Source organism: Ligilactobacillus apodemi DSM 16634 = JCM 16172 (assembly GCF_001434405.1).
Classification (GTDB): domain Bacteria; phylum Bacillota; class Bacilli; order Lactobacillales; family Lactobacillaceae; genus Ligilactobacillus; species Ligilactobacillus apodemi.
In genome coordinates this window covers 35,103-52,684 of sequence record NZ_AZFT01000043.1, presented here as the reverse complement: position 1 = coordinate 52,684, position 17,582 = coordinate 35,103, and the positions used below count along the sequence as shown (strand labels likewise).

At 37.9% G+C, this 17,582-nt stretch carries 17 protein-coding genes; 9 read left to right on the top strand and 8 right to left on the bottom strand.

The window, feature by feature from the left end:
• The first annotated feature begins 34 nt into the window (after positions 1 to 34).
• The 3 genes from FC32_RS03545 to guaB all read left to right on the top strand — a co-directional run bounded on the left by FC32_RS03545 (position 35) and on the right by guaB (position 4,890).
• Positions 35 to 439 carry a (deoxy)nucleoside triphosphate pyrophosphohydrolase gene (locus FC32_RS03545; RefSeq protein ID WP_025087529.1) on the top strand — a complete coding sequence of 135 codons (405 nt, stop codon included), beginning with the start codon at positions 35 to 37 and terminating at the stop codon, positions 437 to 439.
• On the top strand, positions 432 to 3,281 hold the full coding sequence (locus FC32_RS03540; protein WP_025087530.1) for a DEAD/DEAH box helicase: 2,850 nt from the start codon (positions 432 to 434) through the stop codon (positions 3,279 to 3,281). Before FC32_RS03545 ends, FC32_RS03540 begins: the two co-directional genes overlap by 8 nt.
• Positions 3,282 to 3,402: 121 nt before the next feature.
• Complete coding sequence (guaB, locus tag FC32_RS03535) at positions 3,403 to 4,890, top strand: IMP dehydrogenase (protein WP_056957265.1); 1,488 nt, start codon at positions 3,403 to 3,405, stop codon at positions 4,888 to 4,890.
• An 80-nt stretch (positions 4,891 to 4,970) separates the two neighbouring features.
• Here guaB and FC32_RS03530 read toward each other — a convergent pair whose 3' ends face one another.
• From FC32_RS03530 to mscL, 6 genes are all read right to left on the bottom strand, one after another.
• Positions 4,971 to 5,645 (bottom strand): ABC transporter ATP-binding protein, encoded by a 675-nt coding sequence (locus FC32_RS03530; RefSeq protein WP_025087531.1) that lies wholly within the window; start codon positions 5,643 to 5,645, stop codon positions 4,971 to 4,973.
• Positions 5,646 to 5,689: 44 nt separating this feature from the next.
• Positions 5,690 to 6,751: an ABC transporter permease gene (locus tag FC32_RS03525; protein WP_056957264.1), complete on the bottom strand. Its 1,062-nt coding sequence runs from the start codon at positions 6,749 to 6,751 to the stop codon at positions 5,690 to 5,692.
• A 6-nt stretch (positions 6,752 to 6,757) separates the two neighbouring features.
• Positions 6,758 to 7,267 carry a TetR/AcrR family transcriptional regulator gene (locus FC32_RS03520; RefSeq protein ID WP_025087532.1) on the bottom strand — a complete coding sequence of 170 codons (510 nt, stop codon included), beginning with the start codon at positions 7,265 to 7,267 and terminating at the stop codon, positions 6,758 to 6,760.
• Between the two features lie 120 nt (positions 7,268 to 7,387).
• Positions 7,388 to 8,227: a YitT family protein gene (locus FC32_RS03515; protein ID WP_025087533.1), complete on the bottom strand. Its 840-nt coding sequence runs from the start codon at positions 8,225 to 8,227 to the stop codon at positions 7,388 to 7,390.
• A 69-nt stretch (positions 8,228 to 8,296) separates the two neighbouring features.
• Complete coding sequence (locus FC32_RS03510) at positions 8,297 to 9,235, bottom strand: diacylglycerol/lipid kinase family protein (RefSeq protein ID WP_025087534.1); 939 nt, start codon at positions 9,233 to 9,235, stop codon at positions 8,297 to 8,299.
• Between the two features lie 58 nt (positions 9,236 to 9,293).
• Positions 9,294 to 9,668, bottom strand: coding sequence for a large-conductance mechanosensitive channel protein MscL (gene mscL, locus FC32_RS03505; RefSeq protein WP_025087535.1), 375 nt, complete (start codon positions 9,666 to 9,668; stop codon positions 9,294 to 9,296).
• Positions 9,669 to 10,007: 339 nt separating this feature from the next.
• On the opposite strand from mscL, the gene gdhA reads away from it, so the two are divergent.
• Complete coding sequence (gdhA, locus tag FC32_RS03500) at positions 10,008 to 11,342, top strand: NADP-specific glutamate dehydrogenase (protein ID WP_025087536.1); 1,335 nt, start codon at positions 10,008 to 10,010, stop codon at positions 11,340 to 11,342.
• Between the two features lie 76 nt (positions 11,343 to 11,418).
• Here the strand turns inward: gdhA and FC32_RS03495 are convergent, their stop codons facing one another.
• A complete protein-coding gene (locus tag FC32_RS03495; protein WP_025087537.1) occupies positions 11,419 to 11,907 on the bottom strand; it encodes a hypothetical protein in 489 nt (162 codons plus the stop codon).
• Positions 11,908 to 12,099: 192 nt separating this feature from the next.
• Here FC32_RS03495 and FC32_RS03490 point away from each other — a divergent pair, with 192 nt between their 5' ends.
• From FC32_RS03490 to FC32_RS03475, 4 genes are all read left to right on the top strand, one after another.
• The gene (locus FC32_RS03490; RefSeq protein WP_056957263.1) at positions 12,100 to 12,810 is read left to right on the top strand and encodes a TVP38/TMEM64 family protein; all 711 of its coding nucleotides are present in this window, start codon (positions 12,100 to 12,102) and stop codon (positions 12,808 to 12,810) included.
• Between the two features lie 576 nt (positions 12,811 to 13,386).
• Positions 13,387 to 14,118, top strand: a complete 732-nt coding sequence (apf, locus tag FC32_RS03485) for an aggregation-promoting factor (RefSeq protein ID WP_056957262.1) — start codon at positions 13,387 to 13,389, stop codon at positions 14,116 to 14,118.
• A gap of 218 nt (positions 14,119 to 14,336) precedes the next feature.
• Positions 14,337 to 14,519, top strand: a complete 183-nt coding sequence (locus FC32_RS03480) for a hypothetical protein (RefSeq protein ID WP_025087539.1) — start codon at positions 14,337 to 14,339, stop codon at positions 14,517 to 14,519.
• 83 nt (positions 14,520 to 14,602) lie between these two features.
• The gene (locus tag FC32_RS03475) at positions 14,603 to 14,836 is read left to right on the top strand and encodes a cytochrome b5 domain-containing protein (RefSeq protein ID WP_025087540.1); all 234 of its coding nucleotides are present in this window, start codon (positions 14,603 to 14,605) and stop codon (positions 14,834 to 14,836) included.
• Positions 14,837 to 14,938: 102 nt separating this feature from the next.
• Here FC32_RS03475 and FC32_RS03470 read toward each other — a convergent pair whose 3' ends face one another.
• Positions 14,939 to 16,174 (bottom strand): aminopeptidase, encoded by a 1,236-nt coding sequence (locus FC32_RS03470; RefSeq protein WP_025087541.1) that lies wholly within the window; start codon positions 16,172 to 16,174, stop codon positions 14,939 to 14,941.
• Positions 16,175 to 16,352: 178 nt separating this feature from the next.
• On the opposite strand from FC32_RS03470, the gene wecB reads away from it, so the two are divergent.
• Positions 16,353 to 17,495 (top strand): non-hydrolyzing UDP-N-acetylglucosamine 2-epimerase, encoded by a 1,143-nt coding sequence (gene wecB / locus FC32_RS03465; protein ID WP_025087542.1) that lies wholly within the window; start codon positions 16,353 to 16,355, stop codon positions 17,493 to 17,495.
• Positions 17,496 to 17,582 lie beyond the last annotated feature (87 nt).

Genomic DNA, 17,582 nt, shown 5'->3' with positions numbered 1-17,582 from the left:
CTAAGGATAAAAATTAGGAAGTGAAGGTGAGTTTATGCTTAAAGTAGCGGCTAGTGTGATCGTTAAAGATGGTAAAATTTTAGCAGCACGGCGCAAAGCGGAACGAATCGGCGGAGGATATTGGGAATTTCCTGGCGGTAAGGTCGAAGCAAATGAGACGCCTAAGCAAGCATGCCAGCGTGAAGTTTTAGAAGAGCTCGGTGATGAAGCTGAGATCTTAGAACGTTTAAAAGTTAAGCGCCATTATCAGACACCTTATGGTTCATTAGAAATTGATTTCTTTTGGACGCGGCTAAAAACGTTTAACCTTAAGCACGTGGCGGCTAGCGAATACCGTTGGCTTACCAAAGAAGAATTATGGGATGTTGACTGGCTAGAGGCATCTAAGCCTGCGGTAAGTTTGATCGCCCAAACGAATTTGGAGAAATACGATGAGTGAAGAATTAAAAGCGGCCGTTTTAGCTGGATTATACGATCAAGATAAGTATTTAGTCGATGAGAGCTATGGTCCCAAAATGATAATGAATCAAAACAAAGAAACAGTGTGGGAGTATTTACAACAAGAATTACTAAGTTGCACTTCTTTTGTGTTAGCACCAGCGTTTATTACGACTGACATGTTAGTTCCGTTAAAGGCGATTTGTGTGCAGCTGGCCAAAAAAGGGGTCACGGGGACGATCGTAACTTCAGATTATTTGGGATTTAATTCACCAGAAATGTTTAAAGAACTATTGAAATTGCCCAATGTAAAGACGCAGATCGTTGCGCAAGGTGCCTTTCACGCCAAGGGTTATTTCTTTTGGCACGATGGTTATCAGAACGCTTATATTGGTAGTTCAAACTTTACGCGGAATGCCTTATTAAAAAATTGTGAATTTAATTTGCGTTTATCTAGCGCTGATAATGCAGAATTTACCCAACAAATACAGCAAATATTGACGCAAATAATGCACCAAGCACAGCCACTAGAGCCGGCTTGGATCACTGATTATGAAAAAAATTATCTTGCACCTAACGCAGCAACACGTTTAGCACCTACTACACATGAGATCAAGCCAAATCAGATGCAACAAGTTGCCTTAAAAGAACTACATGAGTTGCGAAAAAATAAGACTACCAAAGGTTTGATCGTTTCTGCGACCGGAACGGGGAAAACGTATTTAGGGGCATTTGATGTTAAAGCTTACCGTCCGAAACGCTTTTTATATTTAGTCCATCGAAGGCAGATCTTAGAAAAAGCTAAGCAGAGTTTTCAAAAAGTTCTCGGACCAGGGAGCTATGGCATTTACTCGGGACAAAGTCGGGACGATAATGCGAAATATTTGTTTGCGACGATCCAAACTATGGCCAAAGATGAAGTTTTAGCGCAGTTTGCTAAAGATGAATTTGACTATATTTTATTTGATGAAGCTCATCATATTGGCGCAAAGAGCTATCAAAAGATCATGGCTCACTTTGAACCTAAGTTTTGTTTAGGGATGACAGCTACCCCGGAACGGATGGATGATTTTAACGTTTACCAAGCTTTTGACTACAACTTAGCGTATGAGATCAATTTAAGTGACGCTTTGCAAGCCGGTATGTTGTGTCCGTTTGACTATGTTGGGGTAACTGACTATGAATATGAAGGTCAAATGATCGATGAAAAAGCTCCGTTGCAGGCTTTAGTAGCCCCTAAGCGCGTAGCTCACATTTTAAAACAACTCGCATATTATGGGGGCAAAAGTAACGGTGGCTTAGTTTTTTGTAGTCGCCAAGCAGAAGCAAAAGACTTGGCAAAAAGCTTTACTAAGGCGGGGTATCCTAGCCTAGCCCTTACAAATGAGACTAGTATCACGCAACGAAAGAAAGCAGTGGCTGCGCTAGAAAAAGGCGAATTAAAATATTTGATCTCGGTTGATATTTTTAACGAAGGGATCGATATTCCGTGTGTTGATCAGATCATTTTATTGCGCAATACGCAGTCAAGTATCGTTTTTGCCCAACAGTTAGGGCGGGGGTTAAGGTTATATCCGCACAAGAAAAGTACTTTGATCTTAGATTTTATCGGAAATTATAAAAATAACTATCTGATCCCGCAAGTGTTAACGGCAGATCGTTCTTTAAATAAAGATCGCCTGTTGACAGATTTAAAGCAACAAGTTGTCTATGAATTATCAACGATCAACTTTGAAGAAATTGCTTATGAACGGATCTTAGCAGGGATTCAAAAAACAAAATTAGATGCGCTCAAACACTTGCGTGAAGCATACCAAAAGCTTAAACAAAAACTAGGACGAATGCCTAAATTACTAGATTTTATGCGCTTTAGTCAAATTGATCCGCTGATTTTTACGCAAAATTCACAGCTGGCAAGTTATGCTGATTTTGTTGAAAAAGTCGAACGTAAAAAATTATTTACTTCCTACGAGCATCAGGTTATCAGTTTTTTAGAGAAGGAACTGTTAAATGGGATGCGGCGTCATGAGCTGTTATTGCTACAGCAACTAGTAAAGCATGGTAGTATTTCCCGGGAAAAGTATTGTGAATTATTACTTGAAAATGATTGTTACGTCGATCAAGCGGTCTTAACATCGGTGGAAAATATTTTAACGCTGAGCTTTTTTGCAGTTAAGGCAGGTAAAAAATTACGCTCGGAAGCATATGGAAAGCAGCCGCTTATTTTAGTTGGTGATGACTATCAATTGGCGCCACAGCTAGCTGATTGTTTAAGCGCTCCTGATTTTAAGGCATACGTGACCGATGTTTTGGAAACTGGGTTATTACTGGCACAGAATTACGCGCCAACGAAACGCTTTACGCTTTATCAAAAGTATACGCGTAAAGATGTCTGTCGGTTGCTTGACTTTGATAAAGATATCAGCGCACCCCTTTATGGCTACCGGGTCGTGGGCGAAGTTTGCCCGATCTTTATCACTTATCAAAAAGCATCAACACGTCATGGATATCAAAATGTGTTGACCGATAATACTGCGATCAGGTGGTATACCAGAAGTCCACGGACACTTGCATCGCAAGAAGTAAAAGCTTTGTTAGCAAAAAATTCAGCGGGACAGGCCCAAGTTAGTTTACTGCTCTTTATCAAGCCAAGTGACGCTTTTGGGGCAGAATTTTACTATGTGGGTCAAGCAAAGATCGCACCTGATTCGGTCAAAGAAGAGCAGTTAGCTGCTGGTAAGAAAGTTAAAAAAGTTGTGGGGATGGACTTAATATTTGAACAGCCATTACCGTTAAATTTACTTGAAAAACTAAAACCTCTTAGGGAAGATCCCGAATATTAAAATTAAATTTTATTAGATTAGAGATTTTTTCCAAAAAATAACCCGAGAAAAACTTGCAATTGTAAAGAATTTTTTGTAAATTATAAGACAATATCATATTTATCACAAAGGAGAGTCTACGATGTCCAATTGGGATACAAAGTTTACAAAAGAAGGATTAACGTTTGATGACGTATTATTAATACCGGCAGAAAGCCATGTTTTGCCTAATGAGGTCGATTTAAGTGTAAAACTTGCTAAAAACCTAAATTTAAATATCCCAATCATCAGTGCTGGGATGGATACGGTAACTGAATCTTCGATGGCGATTGCCATGGCTCGTCAAGGTGGATTAGGTGTTATCCATAAAAATATGACGATCGAACAACAAGCTGATGAAGTTAACAAAGTAAAACGTTCAGAAAGTGGTGTTATAATTGATCCATTCTTCTTAACACCAGTTCATACAGTTGCTGAAGCAGAAGCTTTAATGGCTAAATATCGCATTAGCGGTGTGCCAATCGTTGAATCAATGGAAAGCCGTAAATTCTGTGGAATCATTACAAACCGTGATATTCGCTTTGTTTCTGATCATAGCGTAGAAATCGGTACAGTAATGTCTAAGACTAACTTGATCACAGCACCAGAAGGCACTTCCTTAGAAAAAGCAGAAGCTATCTTGCAACAACACAAGATCGAAAAATTACCGATCATTAATGATAACGGTGAATTAACTGGTTTGATCACGATCAAAGATATTGAAAAAGTCGTTGAATTCCCACATGCTGCTAAAGATGAACATGGTCGTCTCTTAGTGGCTGCTGCTGTTGGGGTAACAAGTGATACTTTTGAACGTGCGACTGCACTTTTAAATGCTGGCGCAGATGCTTTAGTTATTGATACAGCTCACGGTCATTCCGCAGGTGTTATTCGCAAGATCAAAGAAATCCGTGAACATTTCCCAGATGCAACATTGATTGCCGGAAATGTTGCTACAGCAGAAGCTACTCGCGCCTTGTTTGACGTTGGGGTCGATGTTGTTAAAGTTGGTATTGGACCTGGTTCGATCTGTACAACTCGTGTGGTTGCAGGTGTTGGTGTTCCACAATTAACTGCAATTTATGATGCAGCTGGTGTTGCACGTGAATACGGTAAGTCGATCATTGCCGATGGTGGGATCAAGTATTCAGGTGAAATCGTAAAAGCTATTGCAGCTGGTGGGAATGCCGTTATGTTAGGTTCAATGTTAGCCGGGACAGACGAAGCACCAGGCGAAACGATTATCTATGAAGGACGTCGTTTTAAGACATATCGTGGTATGGGTAGTCTAGGTGCGATGGATTCAACACATGGCTCTTCTGATCGTTACTTCCAAAGTGGGATCAACGAAGCTAACAAGCTTGTGCCAGAAGGTATCGAAGGTCGCGTAGCTTATAAAGGTAGCGTTGCTGATATTATCTATCAAATGGATGGCGGTTTGCGTGCCGGTATGGGTTACGTTGGGGCAGCTAATTTGAAAGATTTAGGTGACAACGCACAATTTGTTCGCATCACAGGTGCTGGTTTACGTGAATCACACCCACATGATGTTCAAATCACCAAAGAAGCTCCTAACTATTCAACTCGTTAATAACTAAAAAATAATCCTTAGCAAGTGAAGTGCCTCATAATTGTGAGACATTTCATGCATGCTAAGGATTATTTTTTGTGTTAATTTTTAAGCGTTAATTTGCCATCGTTTAATTCATATATTTTATCTGCTTGTTCAACTAAGCGGAGATCATGAGTTACCGCAATAACGGCTTTATTTTGTGATTTAGCGAGATGATGTAGAATTTCACCAACGACCTTAACTCGCTTACTGTCTAAGGCAGCAGTCGGTTCATCGGCTAAGACGATTTGAGGATCAGTATATAAAGCTCGTGCGATCGCAACGCGTTGGCTTTGTCCGCCAGAGAGTTGTTCGGGATACTTTTTAATGAGTTCGCTGATTTCTAATTGCTCAAGTAGCCCAGTCAAGTTATCGGGGGTCAGATTTCCTGATTTTTTGACCTTGTCGGCTAGTTCAAATTGTTCTTTAACTGTGAGATAAGGAACAAGGTTGTGTGATTGTAAAACAAAGCCTAAGTCCGTCAAACGCAGACTTTCACGTTCCTTAGTGGAATAAGTACTGATATCTTTTCCGTTGATAAAAACTTGCCCGTTAGTAGGCGATAAAATATTACCGGCAATTGTCAAAAAGGTGCTTTTACCTGAACCAGAGGGACCTAAGATTAAAACAAATTCGCCCGCATTAGCTGAAAAATCAATATCTTTTAAGACATGAACGCGAGCAGAACCAGTCCCAAAATGTTTGTTAACTTTTTTAAATTCAATTACGGCCATCTTTGTTTACCACGCTATGAAAATAGCTTCCTTTCGTTATTTATTTAACTGATCGCTTTAACCGGATCAATGTGTAAAATGGTTTGAACTGGAATGAGTGAGCCTAAGACCGAAGTAATGATCAAACCAAGCGAAACTAAGCCAAGTAACGGAATGTTAAAGGACATTGGCACGCTATTTGGAATGGCGATCGCGGTGATCATAGCCAAGAGCGCACCGATTGCTAAGCCACTGATGACTAAGATCAAAGACTGATTGATCGTATTTTTGATCAAAAACTTGTTGGAAATACCTTGGACTCGTAAAACAGCAAAGTTAGGTAATTTTTGAATCGTGATAATGTATAAAAAGACAGCGATCACGATCAAAGAAATGACCATTAAAAAGGCAATCATAAAAGTAAAGGTCTTATTTTGGGCACTATAGCCAGGAAGATTATCGATCAAAGTTTGTTTTGAATAACTTCCTAATTCAGAGCTAGGAACAGAATAGTTATTGTTCTTAGTAATAAGAGCACTAGCAACAAAATTAGGGGTAACGCTCTTTAATTCCGGCCAAGCAGAAAGTAGGCCATAAACGACTGGGGCGACACTTAGTTTGGCATTTTTAACAAAGCCTGTGATTTTATATGGTGTTTTGAGCGAATTAAAATAGATCTTGTCACCGATTTTATAGCCCTTATCTGCAAAAGATGAGTCAACCACGACTTCATGACTAGTCGTTGGGAGTTTGCCAGAACTTAATTTTAATTCACGGTAGAGAAATTGCTCCTTTTTTACGCCAATAAAATTAGCCGAGATATTTTCTTTGCCACTTGATTTAGCAACGATCGAAGCTTGTCCGATCAATGCTTCCTTATTATTATCAATTTTTAGTGCTTCAACTTGTTTTTCTGAGAGCAGTGATTGGCGTAACGCAATATCAGAATCTTTATTTAAAATGATCTGTTTAAAATTCCAACTTTCGATCGCCGAAGTATTTTGTTGAGCTAAGCCAAGAGCTAAACTAGTCAAAATAAAAATTAAGTAGCTGATCAAAACGATCATCGAAATTATCAAAGAGTAGCGTAATTTCTCATGTTTGATCTCTTTGAGCGCTAAGTACATAAAAATTCACCCTTTCTGGGTAGGAAATAGAGTCAAAGAAACAGCTTCAAGTCGTGCCAAATAGTCAGCAGTATGTTTAGGATCGAGCATAGCTTCACAGATCGTTTGATGACACAGATTGATCAAAGCCCATCTTTTGGGTGCTAATTGGCGTTTATGATCAGTGAAGACGATCGTTTTTTCATTGACCGTCAAATGCAATTTAATAAATTCAAAATAGGGACTAGCACTTGTGGCTGTGAGAAAATCACGCGTGGCGTCTAAGAGTTCAGTCGCAGAACTATTGGAAGATAGATGGGGGCGAATATCAGCTAAAGCGCACCGATAAATGTAATCATAGGCATCGGTGAGATCGTCAAAGTATTTATAAAAGGCTCCACGAGCGATATCCGCATTTTTTATGATTCGAGCAACCTGTGCTTTCACCAAGGGATAATGGGAAAATTCTGTTAATAAAGCTGTGGTGATCCGTTGCTTCTTTTTAGGCGCTAAATTGAGAAAAGTTTTTGAAGCCATCTCAAATAATAACCTACCTTTCTTTAATTTTTTTCGGTTTAAATTTAACATTAAAAGTGACACGGTGTCAACTTTTGTGCATAAAAAAATCGCTAACTAAAACTAGCGATTTTAAGTGGCTCAAATTCCAAAAGTACCACCGTGAACTTTAACGACATTCGAGGTGACGATAAAAGCATCTGGATCAATATCATGGACAGCCGCAACTAAGGGACCATAACTTTGATTATCAATAACAGCCATGACTAATTCTTTTTCGTTGGCGGAATAACCCCCCCGAACGTTAAAAATAGTCATCGCATGATCTTCAGATTCAAGCATTTTTTTGATTTCAGGTAATTTATCTTGACTCATAACTTGTACTTGATATTTGTGGTCTAAGCCCGCTTCGGTATAGCGCATTACAAAAGAAGTAACTACAAGTGAAAATGATGCCATAAAAAAGGCGTTTAGCCCAGAAACAAAAATGTTGAAAAAGGTCACTAACATATCGATCGCTAACAAGGTGATCGCTGGATCAAGATGGAAGTATTTTTTTAAGATCATTGGTGGTACCGTGGTGCCTCCACTAGAAGCATTGATGCGATAAAGCGCAGCGATCCCTAAAGCAAAGACAGCCCCACCCACGATCACAGCTAAAAGATCGTCTTCAACGATTTTTTGACTAGGAGTGATATACATCAATAATGGTAGTAAAAAACTACCAAAAATAATATTTTTAACAGTTTTTTTATCTAGTAACAACCAAGCAGCACCGATCATGATCAGGTTGATCACTAAAACGGTCAGTGAGCGATTGATTCCAAAAGAGGCGTCAAGTAAAATTGCAAGGCCCGTAGCACCACCAGCTGCAATGTTGATCGGAGCATAAAAGAAGTTGACCGAAATGGCGATCATTTCTAGGGCAACGACTAAGACGATCCAGTAAAACCATGGCTTTTGAACAAGTCTTTTTTTCATTGGCAAGTCCCTCCTGAATATGATTGGTAATTTAAGTGTAACCTATTAGATCAGTTTGAGCTATATTTTTTAAAATATAAATTTTTGAGTAACAACTTGAAAATTTAATGTGGTAGGCCCAAGTTGTAGTGTTTCACCGTTGATTTGCACGGGTTGAGCAGTAGTAGTGTGAATTTTAAAATGTGTGGCTTTGAAATGCTGCAGTGATTTGGGCTTAAACCACAGCTTTCCTGGTAAGATCAGCAACAAAAATAGCCAAATGAATTTTAACCAATTAGTATTTTCAAGGACTACTAAATCAAGTTTCTTTTCGGCTAAATCAGCAGTTGGGGCAACCGCAAAACCACCACCAAAATAAGGTTGATTGGTGATCGTACACAGGAATGCATACTTGATTTTTTGGGGCTTTTGGTGGGGTAACTCAACAGTGATCTCAAAATTTTTTTGTTGCCAAAGGGCCTTGAAAAACAAGGTAGCATAGGAAAATTTTCCGAGATGGAATTTATTTAAAGAACGTTTGATCGCTGAATTATTTGCTAAAGTTACGATCCTTGCATCAAAGCCTAAACCAAAATTATTAGAAAAGACGCCTTCTTTTTTGGGATACTGATAGTAACCTAAAGCTAGTTTTTTTTCAATAGGAGATTCCAATAAATGCTTTAATGCTTGGAGCGGATCGGTGGCGATCTTAGCTGCTTTAGCGAAATCGTTGCCTGACCCGCAAGGAATGTAAGCTAAAGGAATCGCCAGTTTAGTAGGAAAGTGTAGGCAATTTAAGGCGGCATAAAGGGTGCCATCTCCGCCTAAGATCACTAACTGGTGGGAGGATTTTTGCTGTGCTAGTTTTTGAAAGTGGGTGCAAAAATCTTGGAGTGAAGTTGAGTAATAGGCGGAATAATTTACTTGCTGGGCCTCAAGGTATGTTTTTAACTTATCCCAAATTTTGGTAGAGTTACCATTTCCTGAAGTGGGGTTGATAAGAAATATGTATTTAGTAGCCGTGTGCATATAAAAAGCCTCCGATTTAAGGATTCTTTTATTATACCTTAAATTGGAGGCTGACCGATTATTTTTGTTCTTTTTTCAATAAATCGCGGATCTCTGCCAATAATTCAACTTCTGGTGCAGGTTTATCAGCAGCTTCTTCCTCTTTTTTAGGAAGAACTTTGTTAAACGCTTTAACGATCAAGAAGATAACAAATGCGATAATCAAGAAATTAATAATAGCATTTATGAAACTACCGACCATGAAGTTAGCGCCACCGACTGAGAACTTTAAATCGGAAAGATCGATCTTCCCTAAGAAAAGCCCGATAAACGGATTGATCAAATCTTTAACTAAAGAATTAACAATGGCTGTAAAGGCACTACCGATGATCACACCGACTGCCAAGTCAAGCACACTTCCGCGTGAAATAAACTCTTTAAACTCTTTTAACACTAATCTCACCCCTTTGACATTAAATTAGATTAAGGCATCTTAGAAATAAGTCTAACTAATCTACTTCGAGAAGACAAGTTAAACGCTTTATCAATTTATTTTTATCAATGTTTGAGAATTGCTTTAGCAGATTAAGGTTTGCTATAAATACCTTGTGAGACTTGAAATTAACTTTAACATTAAGGTAAAATGAGAACCAAAGTTTATGCGGTAGAAAGTTTAACGTAGATACTGTAAAGAAATTTTATATTCTTAGGGAAGGTAACGCTATTTAAGCTTTCAAAATACAGCGTCTTGACGTTGTATTTTGCTACGTAAGTAAATAGTTAAGGTGTGCAAATGGGATATGTTGATGAAGTTTTACAACGTGTAAAGTCACAAAATGGTGAACAAAAAGAATTTAATCAAGCAGTACAAGAAGTTTTAGAATCTTTACGTCCGGTGATCGAACAAGACGAAGCAAAATATCGTAAACAAGCAATTTTGGAACGCTTAACAACACCAGATCGTCAATTGCTATTTAGAGTTTCTTGGGTCGATGATCAAGGACAAACACAAGTCAACAATGCTTATCGGGTTCAATTTAACAATGCTATTGGGCCATATAAGGGTGGCTTACGTTTGCACCCATCAGTTAATTTGAGTATTATCAAATTTTTGGGCTTTGAACAAATCTTCAAGAATGCCTTAACGGGATTACCGATCGGTGGCGGTAAAGGTGGCTGTGATTTTGATCCTAAGGGTAAGTCTGACCGTGAAATCATGGCATTTTGCCAAAGCTTTATGACGGAACTAGCTAAATACATCGGGGCAGATATGGATGTTCCGGCTGGTGATATTGGGACTGGTGCGCGTGAAATTGGCTATTTATTTGGGCAATATAAGCGCCTAAAAGGTGTTTATGAAGGGGTCTTAACCGGTAAAGGTCTTGAATTTGGTGGCTCACTTGTTCGAACTGAAGCAACTGGTTATGGCTTATTGTATTTAGTAGATGCCTTGTTACGTGACCATGAGCAAACCTTAAAAGGCAAAGTGATTGCTGTTTCTGGTGCTGGAAATGTGGCGATCTATGCGATCAAAAAGGCACAAGAATTAGGAGCAAAAGTAGTAACTTGCTCGGATTCGACGGGATGGATCTATGACCCAGAAGGAATTGATCTTGAGTTATTACGTGAAGTAAAAGAAGTTAAGCGCGAACGCCTTACTGCCTATGCTGAGAACCGTCCAAGTGCGCAATATCATGAAGGACGGGGAGTATGGCAAGTAAAAGTTGATGTTGCTTTACCATGTGCAACTCAAAATGAGTTAGCTCTAGAAGACGCTAAGCAATTAGTAGCTAATGGCGTTTTAGCTGTAGCAGAAGGTGCAAACATGCCAACTACGCTTGAAGCAACTAAATATTTCCAAGAAAATGGTGTTTTATTTGTTCCAGGTAAAGCAGCTAATGCCGGTGGGGTAGCTGTTTCAGCGTTAGAAATGAGTCAAAATTCAGAACGTTTAAGTTGGACTTTTGCAGAAACTGACGAAAAATTAAAAGCTATCATGGAAAACATTTACTATACGATCAAAGATGCCGCTAAAGAATATGGTGTGGCTGACGATTTTGTTTTAGGTGCTAACATTGCAGGTTTTAAAAAAGTTGCAACGGCAATGCAAGCGCAAGGTGTTTACTAAAAAATAATTTTCTATATTATAGAAGAAAAAAAGCGATTCTTCATCTATGTAGGCGAAGAATCGCTTTTTTGTATGCTTAATCTTTTGTGGTAGTAAGTTCTGCCGAAGAGACCGTAAAACTAGCTAATGATGAACTATCTGGGCGTAAATAATTGATCTCAATGTGTAAATCAGGAAATGTCGCTAAAGTTTGTGTAAGATAGGGAGTTAGCATTTGCAATATTAGCGGATGGGTTGCTTGGATATCAAATTCACTGCTCATTTGAGGTGAGAGCTGAAAATTATAAATAAGCGTGCTATTTGGTCCTTCTTCGACCCAAGTATCACTGAAAGTATCGTCTAGTTGTGGTTTTAAGTCTGTTAATTGAGCGTTAGCAGTCTTGACCACCGTGGAAAAGGAATTAGAATTCCCCATTTGAGATTTTGTTTTATTACTTGTGCTGATTTGCTGACTGCTGGTTGATTTAGTAGCAATATTGTGGGTCACTGCAGAATTGGCTTTAGTACAACCAGCAAGGATGTTGATAAGAAAAATAATAATAAGTGCTAAAGTACCTTTTTTCATGTCAAAAGACCTACTTTCCCCGTTAGAATACTAGATAAGTTAATTATAACAATTTTTGATAGCGTTTACACTAAGGTGATGATTTATCAAAAAATATTCCTACCTATATAATAGCTGAAATTAACTAACTGGAAGTTTAGGTAATTAATTGTTAAACTAAAAGTAATTATAAATGAATGGTGAGGAACATTAATGGAAGAGTTACGTATCAGACACCGTAAGTTACTTTACGGTTTGAGCATACTGGGGATAATTTTAGCTTTTTTTCTGATATATATCATTTTTAAGGATAATGAACAGCAATATTTAAAATTCTTGAATCCAAGTCATGATAAAGATTTGCTGATGGATACATTTAGGGGACATGGCTTAAAGGATATGTTCCTCTTGGTCTTGTTAACTGCGGTCACGTCAGCCGTGCCTGCTTTATCAAGTTCGGTGATCTGCATTTTTAATGGCGTTTGTTTTGGGCCAGTTGTTGGCTTGATCATGAATATTATTGGAAATACGCTGGGAAATTTAGTTGTGACGGGCTTTTTTATTCGGTTTGAAACAGAACGTGATAATAAAGCAACTTCTGCTAAGCCAAATCGAATTTTAGAAAAACTAGCACATTTTAAAAATAAGATGTTAGCGTTGATTTTAGGTTACATGATTCCGATCGTGCCGTCGTTTTTAGTTAATTATATGGGAGTTCATCTAAAATTAGGTTTTAAAAAACAACTATTATGTATTGTGATCGGTGTCTTGCCTACTTCATTTTTATATGCCTTTGGTGGTGATGCGATTTTCAATGGTAATGATTTACGGATGATCGTTAGTGCGGTATGCATTATCGTGTTAGTAGTAGGTGGGGTCACATTTTATCGTAGAAAGAAAAGAGATCATAGCGTAACAGACTAAAGAAGAAGTATCTTATATTCACGAAAAAAGTGGGTGTAAGATATTTTTTTGTTGTTCTGACTTATTTTTGTTACATAAAAAAAAGTTTATCCAGAAAAAAAGCATGAAACACCTAAAAAAATAAGAACATACGTTTGTTCGGGTTGTTACACTATTTCAGTAATGTAACAAAAAATGTGATTTTAAGCTGAAAAAAGCGAAAAAAAGACTTTTTTTCAGTAAAAAAAATTTTTTTTCAAATTTATCGAAAAAAATTTGGAAAACTTGGCAAAAGAAGAGCATTTTTTGTCACAAAACTCAAAACTGCTATAAAAGCTGTTATTTAGGGCGAAAAAGCTACTTATGCGAATGAGAAATCGGATTGTTTATTACTAAATATTACGAAATGTTACAAATTTTACACAAAACTGATTTTACGTAAAATTACTGGTACTTTGATGTCATAAAGTATCCGTATACTATTCATTGTTAGCTCGACAGGGGCTAAGGTAACAGATTACTTTAGATGTTATTTGAAATAGGATTTAAAATATAGATTAATTACAGAAGAGAATTTTACAGGAGTGAATATTTTTTATGAAGTTAAATAAAGTTTTATTGTCAGCCGCGACGGTCGTAGGTTTTACAGCTGCTACAGCAGTTGCAGCAAATGCAGATTCAGTAACAGTTCAAGCTGGTGATACAGTTTCTCACATCGCTGCACGTTACAATACAACAATTGAAGAAATTCAAAAATTAAACAACTTAGAAAATGTTAACTTGATCTTCCCAGGTCAAACTATCCAAGTTAGTGGTGAAGCTACAACAACTTCAACACAAACATCAACTCAAACTGTTGCACAAACACAAACGGCTCAAGTAGCCCAAGCACAACAACAAGCTCAAGCAGCAGCACAAGCGCAACAACAAGCAGCTCAAGCCCAAGCAGAAGCGCAAGCGCAACAACAAGCAGCTCAAGCCCAAGCAGCAGCACAAGCGCAACAACAAGCAGCTCAAGCACAACAAGCTCAAACAACAACACAAACAACAACAGTAGCAGCAAGTACAACAGCTACAACTTCTACAACAACTACAACAACTTCTGATGATGAAGCAGCAGCTCGTGAATGGATCGCTAACAAAGAATCTGGTGGTTCATACACAGTAACAAACGGTCAATATATTGGTAAATACCAACTTTCAGCATCATACTTAAATGGTGACTACTCTGCAGAAAACCAAGAACGAGTAGCAGAAAGCTATGTAGCATCACGTTACGGTTCATGGGCAAATGCTAAACAACACTGGTTATCAACAGGTTGGTACTAAGATAAAAGTTTAGCTACTATTATTTAATAAAAAACCGAGGGTATCTTTGAATATTCTCGGTTTTTTGTGTTGCCTCATTTTTTAGTTATAAATACTTAATGTTTTGAAAATGTAAATTTTCATAAATGTTTACAATAGTTAGCGAATTTTCATGAAAATACGTTGCTTAAGTATTATAATTAAAGTTAATAAATTTTTGGTAATTTGGGGTGAAGGGAATGCCACTATCAACAACGTTAGTTATTTTACTGATATGCTTGTTTGGGCTATTGATGATCTTAAGCGCTGTTAATATGCATGAAAAAAGTTCGCTGATTATGCGGGGAATCTTATTTATGGTTGGACTCTTATGTGTCTTAGTAGGAATCTATTTAGTAGTTCAATTTTTAATTTTAAATTAAGACGCTAAACAGATAATTTGGTCTGAGAAAATAATTGTGATACCTTTATGTTGTGGTAAAGATATTTTATGGAGGAGATCACAGTGGAAAAAACATTTACTTTAAAAGAATTAGCACATTACAATGGGCAAGATGGAGCACCTGCTTACATTGCCGTTGATGGCGTCGTTTATGATGTCAGTCAAAGATCTGCTTGGAAAAATGGCCAACATCACGGCTATAAGGCTGGAAATGACTTTAGTGAACAGATCAAGCGTGCCCCACATGAAAAATCAGTCTTACCTAGATTACCTAAGGTCGGAAAATTAATAAACTAAAAAAAAGATCTTACTGAGATCCAACAAACAGGAATGTTTGTCTTTCTTTTCAGTAAGATCTTTTGGCGTATTATCTGTAAAAAAATTATATTTTACACTATCTTAAGCCCAATCGCCATTTCTAAAAATTGGGACGCGACTACCATCGGCACGGATGCCATCAATATTCATATCGCTTGAACCCATCATGAAATCAACGTGGACTTGACTTAGATTAAGACCTGCTTGGGTCAATTGTTCATCAGTCATGTTAGTGCCATTTTTTATGCTAAAAGGATAGGCACTACCAAGCGCTAAGTGATTACTTGCATTTTCATCAAATAAGGTATTATAAAAGGTAATGCCAGAACGTGAAATAGGTGATGGATCAGAAACGAGCGCAACTTCCCCTAAAGAGCTTGCACCATCATCTGTTTTGATCAAATGTTCTAAAATGGTTTGCCCATTTTTAGCGGAAATATCAACTACTTTACCACCTTTAAATTCAAATTTGATCTCCTCTAAGATATTTCCAGCATAGCTAAGGGGCTTAGTTGAAGTCACATAACCATTGATTCGATTTTTGTCAGCAGCAGTAAAGACTTCTTCGGTAGGCATATTAGCCATAAATTCGATGTTTTCGGCACTATAGCTTCCAGCCCCTTCCCAAATGTGATCTTTTGGTAGCCCGATCACCAAGTCAGTTTTAGCTGAAGTGTAGTGAAGTGCACTAAATTGTTCTTGATTTAACCATTGAGCTTTAGCGCGTAATTTTTGATCATGTTCGTGCCAAGTTGCAATTGGATCGGACTCATTGATGCGACAAGTTTTGAAAATTTCTTCCCAAAGACGCTCAACCGCCTCTTGTTCAGTTAACGCTGGAAAAACTTTTTTAGCCCAGGCAACATCAGCTGCAGCCACAACAGTCCAAGTAAGGTCATTGTTTTGAGTCGCTTTGCGGACGCTATTGAGCACTTTGCCCATTGCTGCTTGATTTTTAGCGATTCTTTGGGGGTCAATCCCAGCAAAAGCATCTGGATCTTCAGAAATAACAGAGATGCGCGCTGCTTTTTTAGCCGTGATATAGTCAGCTTCTTTGACTAAATATTCCGGAATATTTTCTAGGCGAGCGTCAGCAGCATGTTGTAAAAATTGGCGCGTACTAAATGTATCTTGCCATTTTACCATGACATCACTTGCGCCAGCAGCATAGGCCTCTTTGATAATAAGATGTGCCAAAGGTTGTTGTGTCACTGAGATATAGAGTACGACCGTTTGCCCCGGTTGAAGATTAACTCCTGTTTTGATGATCAAGTTAGCATATTTAGCTAATTTTTCAGAAAAATTTGCAATTGGCATAAGCAACCTCCATATTTTTCTCTTATCATACCATATTTGTAAATAATTAAGATACCATTAAATTTTTTCTTGAGTTGATCTTTGATATAATAAACAAGATCAATCTATAAGCTGATGAAAGGAAAAACTATTAGGTGAGTAACAGGACTCACGTTTGTAATAGTTAACGATATATTTTATGAAAAAAATCAAAGTAATGACAGTTTTTGGGACCCGTCCAGAAGCAATTAAAATGGCGCCGTTAATTTTAGCTTTACAAAAAAGAGCATCTGAGTTTGAAACAGTAGTTACGGTAACGGCACAACATCGTGAAATGTTAGATCAAGCTCTAAATATTTTTGGGATCCAACCTGATCATGATTTAGATATTATGCAAAAAGATCAAACGATCACAACGATCACGACAAATGTGTTACTTAAATTAGATCAGGTCATCAAACAAGAAAAACCTGACATTATTTTAGTTCATGGTGATACGACGACAACTTTTGCTGCAAGCTTAGCGGCTTTTTATAACCAAATAGCAATTGGGCATGTTGAAGCAGGGCTTAGAACCTGGAATAAATATTCGCCTTATCCAGAAGAAATGAACCGCCAAATGACCGATGTTTTAGGCGATCTTTATTTTGCGCCAACTGTGCAAAGTAAAGAAAATCTTTTACAAGAGCATCATCAAGCACAAAATATTTATGTCACCGGTAATACGGCGATCGATGCTTTACAACAGACAGTTGCTAAAGACTACCATCACAATATTTTAGAGCAAGTTGATTTAAATAAAAAAATCGTGTTAGTGACGATGCATCGGCGTGAAAATCAAGGTGAGCCAATGAAAGCTGTCTTTAAAGCAATGCGTGAAGTTGTTCTTGAACGTGAAGATACGGAAATAATTTATCCGGTCCATTTAAGTCCGGCAGTTCAAAAAGTTGCCCATGAAATTTTTGATGGGATCGAACGTATCCATTTGATCGATCCTTTAGATGTCGTTGATTTCCATAATTTAGCGGCTAGAAGTTATTTTATTATGAGTGATTCGGGTGGGGTGCAAGAAGAAGCACCATCGCTTGGAAAACCAGTGTTAGTTTTACGTGATACGACCGAACGTCCAGAAGGGATCAAAGCTGGTACCTTAAAATTAGTTGGCACCGATTTTGATACCGTTAAGCAAGAAATGTTGAACTTATTAACAGATGAAAAAGCCTATCGTCAAATGGCAGAGGCTAAAAATCCTTATGGTGATGGGAAAGCGAGTCAGCGGATCTTAGATGCGATCGCCTATTATTTTGGCCAGACAACGCAAAAACCAACGGAATTTAAGTGAAATTGTTATATGGTTCAGACCATGCCAACGTAGGCAAAAACTTGTGAGTTAAGCTCTCGTAAAAATATAATAAAAAAGGCAAACACA

Bases quoted from the DNA above. Each gene is read 5' to 3' on its own strand.
- FC32_RS03545 (WP_025087529.1), top strand. From the start codon at position 35: ATGCTTAAAGTAGCGGCTAGTGTGATCGTTAAAGATGGTAAAATTTTA.
- FC32_RS03540 (WP_025087530.1), top strand. From the start codon at position 432: ATGAGTGAAGAATTAAAAGCGGCCGTTTTAGCTGGATTATACGATCAA.
- guaB (WP_056957265.1), top strand. From the start codon at position 3,403: ATGTCCAATTGGGATACAAAGTTTACAAAAGAAGGATTAACGTTTGAT.
- FC32_RS03530 (WP_025087531.1), bottom strand. From the start codon at position 5,645: ATGGCCGTAATTGAATTTAAAAAAGTTAACAAACATTTTGGGACTGGT.
- FC32_RS03525 (WP_056957264.1), bottom strand. From the start codon at position 6,751: ATGTACTTAGCGCTCAAAGAGATCAAACATGAGAAATTACGCTACTCT.
- FC32_RS03520 (WP_025087532.1), bottom strand. From the start codon at position 7,267: ATGGCTTCAAAAACTTTTCTCAATTTAGCGCCTAAAAAGAAGCAACGG.
- FC32_RS03515 (WP_025087533.1), bottom strand. From the start codon at position 8,227: ATGAAAAAAAGACTTGTTCAAAAGCCATGGTTTTACTGGATCGTCTTA.
- FC32_RS03510 (WP_025087534.1), bottom strand. From the start codon at position 9,235: ATGCACACGGCTACTAAATACATATTTCTTATCAACCCCACTTCAGGA.
- gdhA (WP_025087536.1), top strand. From the start codon at position 10,008: ATGGGATATGTTGATGAAGTTTTACAACGTGTAAAGTCACAAAATGGT.
- FC32_RS03495 (WP_025087537.1), bottom strand. From the start codon at position 11,907: ATGAAAAAAGGTACTTTAGCACTTATTATTATTTTTCTTATCAACATC.
- FC32_RS03490 (WP_056957263.1), top strand. From the start codon at position 12,100: ATGGAAGAGTTACGTATCAGACACCGTAAGTTACTTTACGGTTTGAGC.
- apf (WP_056957262.1), top strand. From the start codon at position 13,387: ATGAAGTTAAATAAAGTTTTATTGTCAGCCGCGACGGTCGTAGGTTTT.
- FC32_RS03480 (WP_025087539.1), top strand. From the start codon at position 14,337: ATGCCACTATCAACAACGTTAGTTATTTTACTGATATGCTTGTTTGGG.
- FC32_RS03470 (WP_025087541.1), bottom strand. From the start codon at position 16,174: ATGCCAATTGCAAATTTTTCTGAAAAATTAGCTAAATATGCTAACTTG.
- wecB (WP_025087542.1), top strand. From the start codon at position 16,353: ATGAAAAAAATCAAAGTAATGACAGTTTTTGGGACCCGTCCAGAAGCA.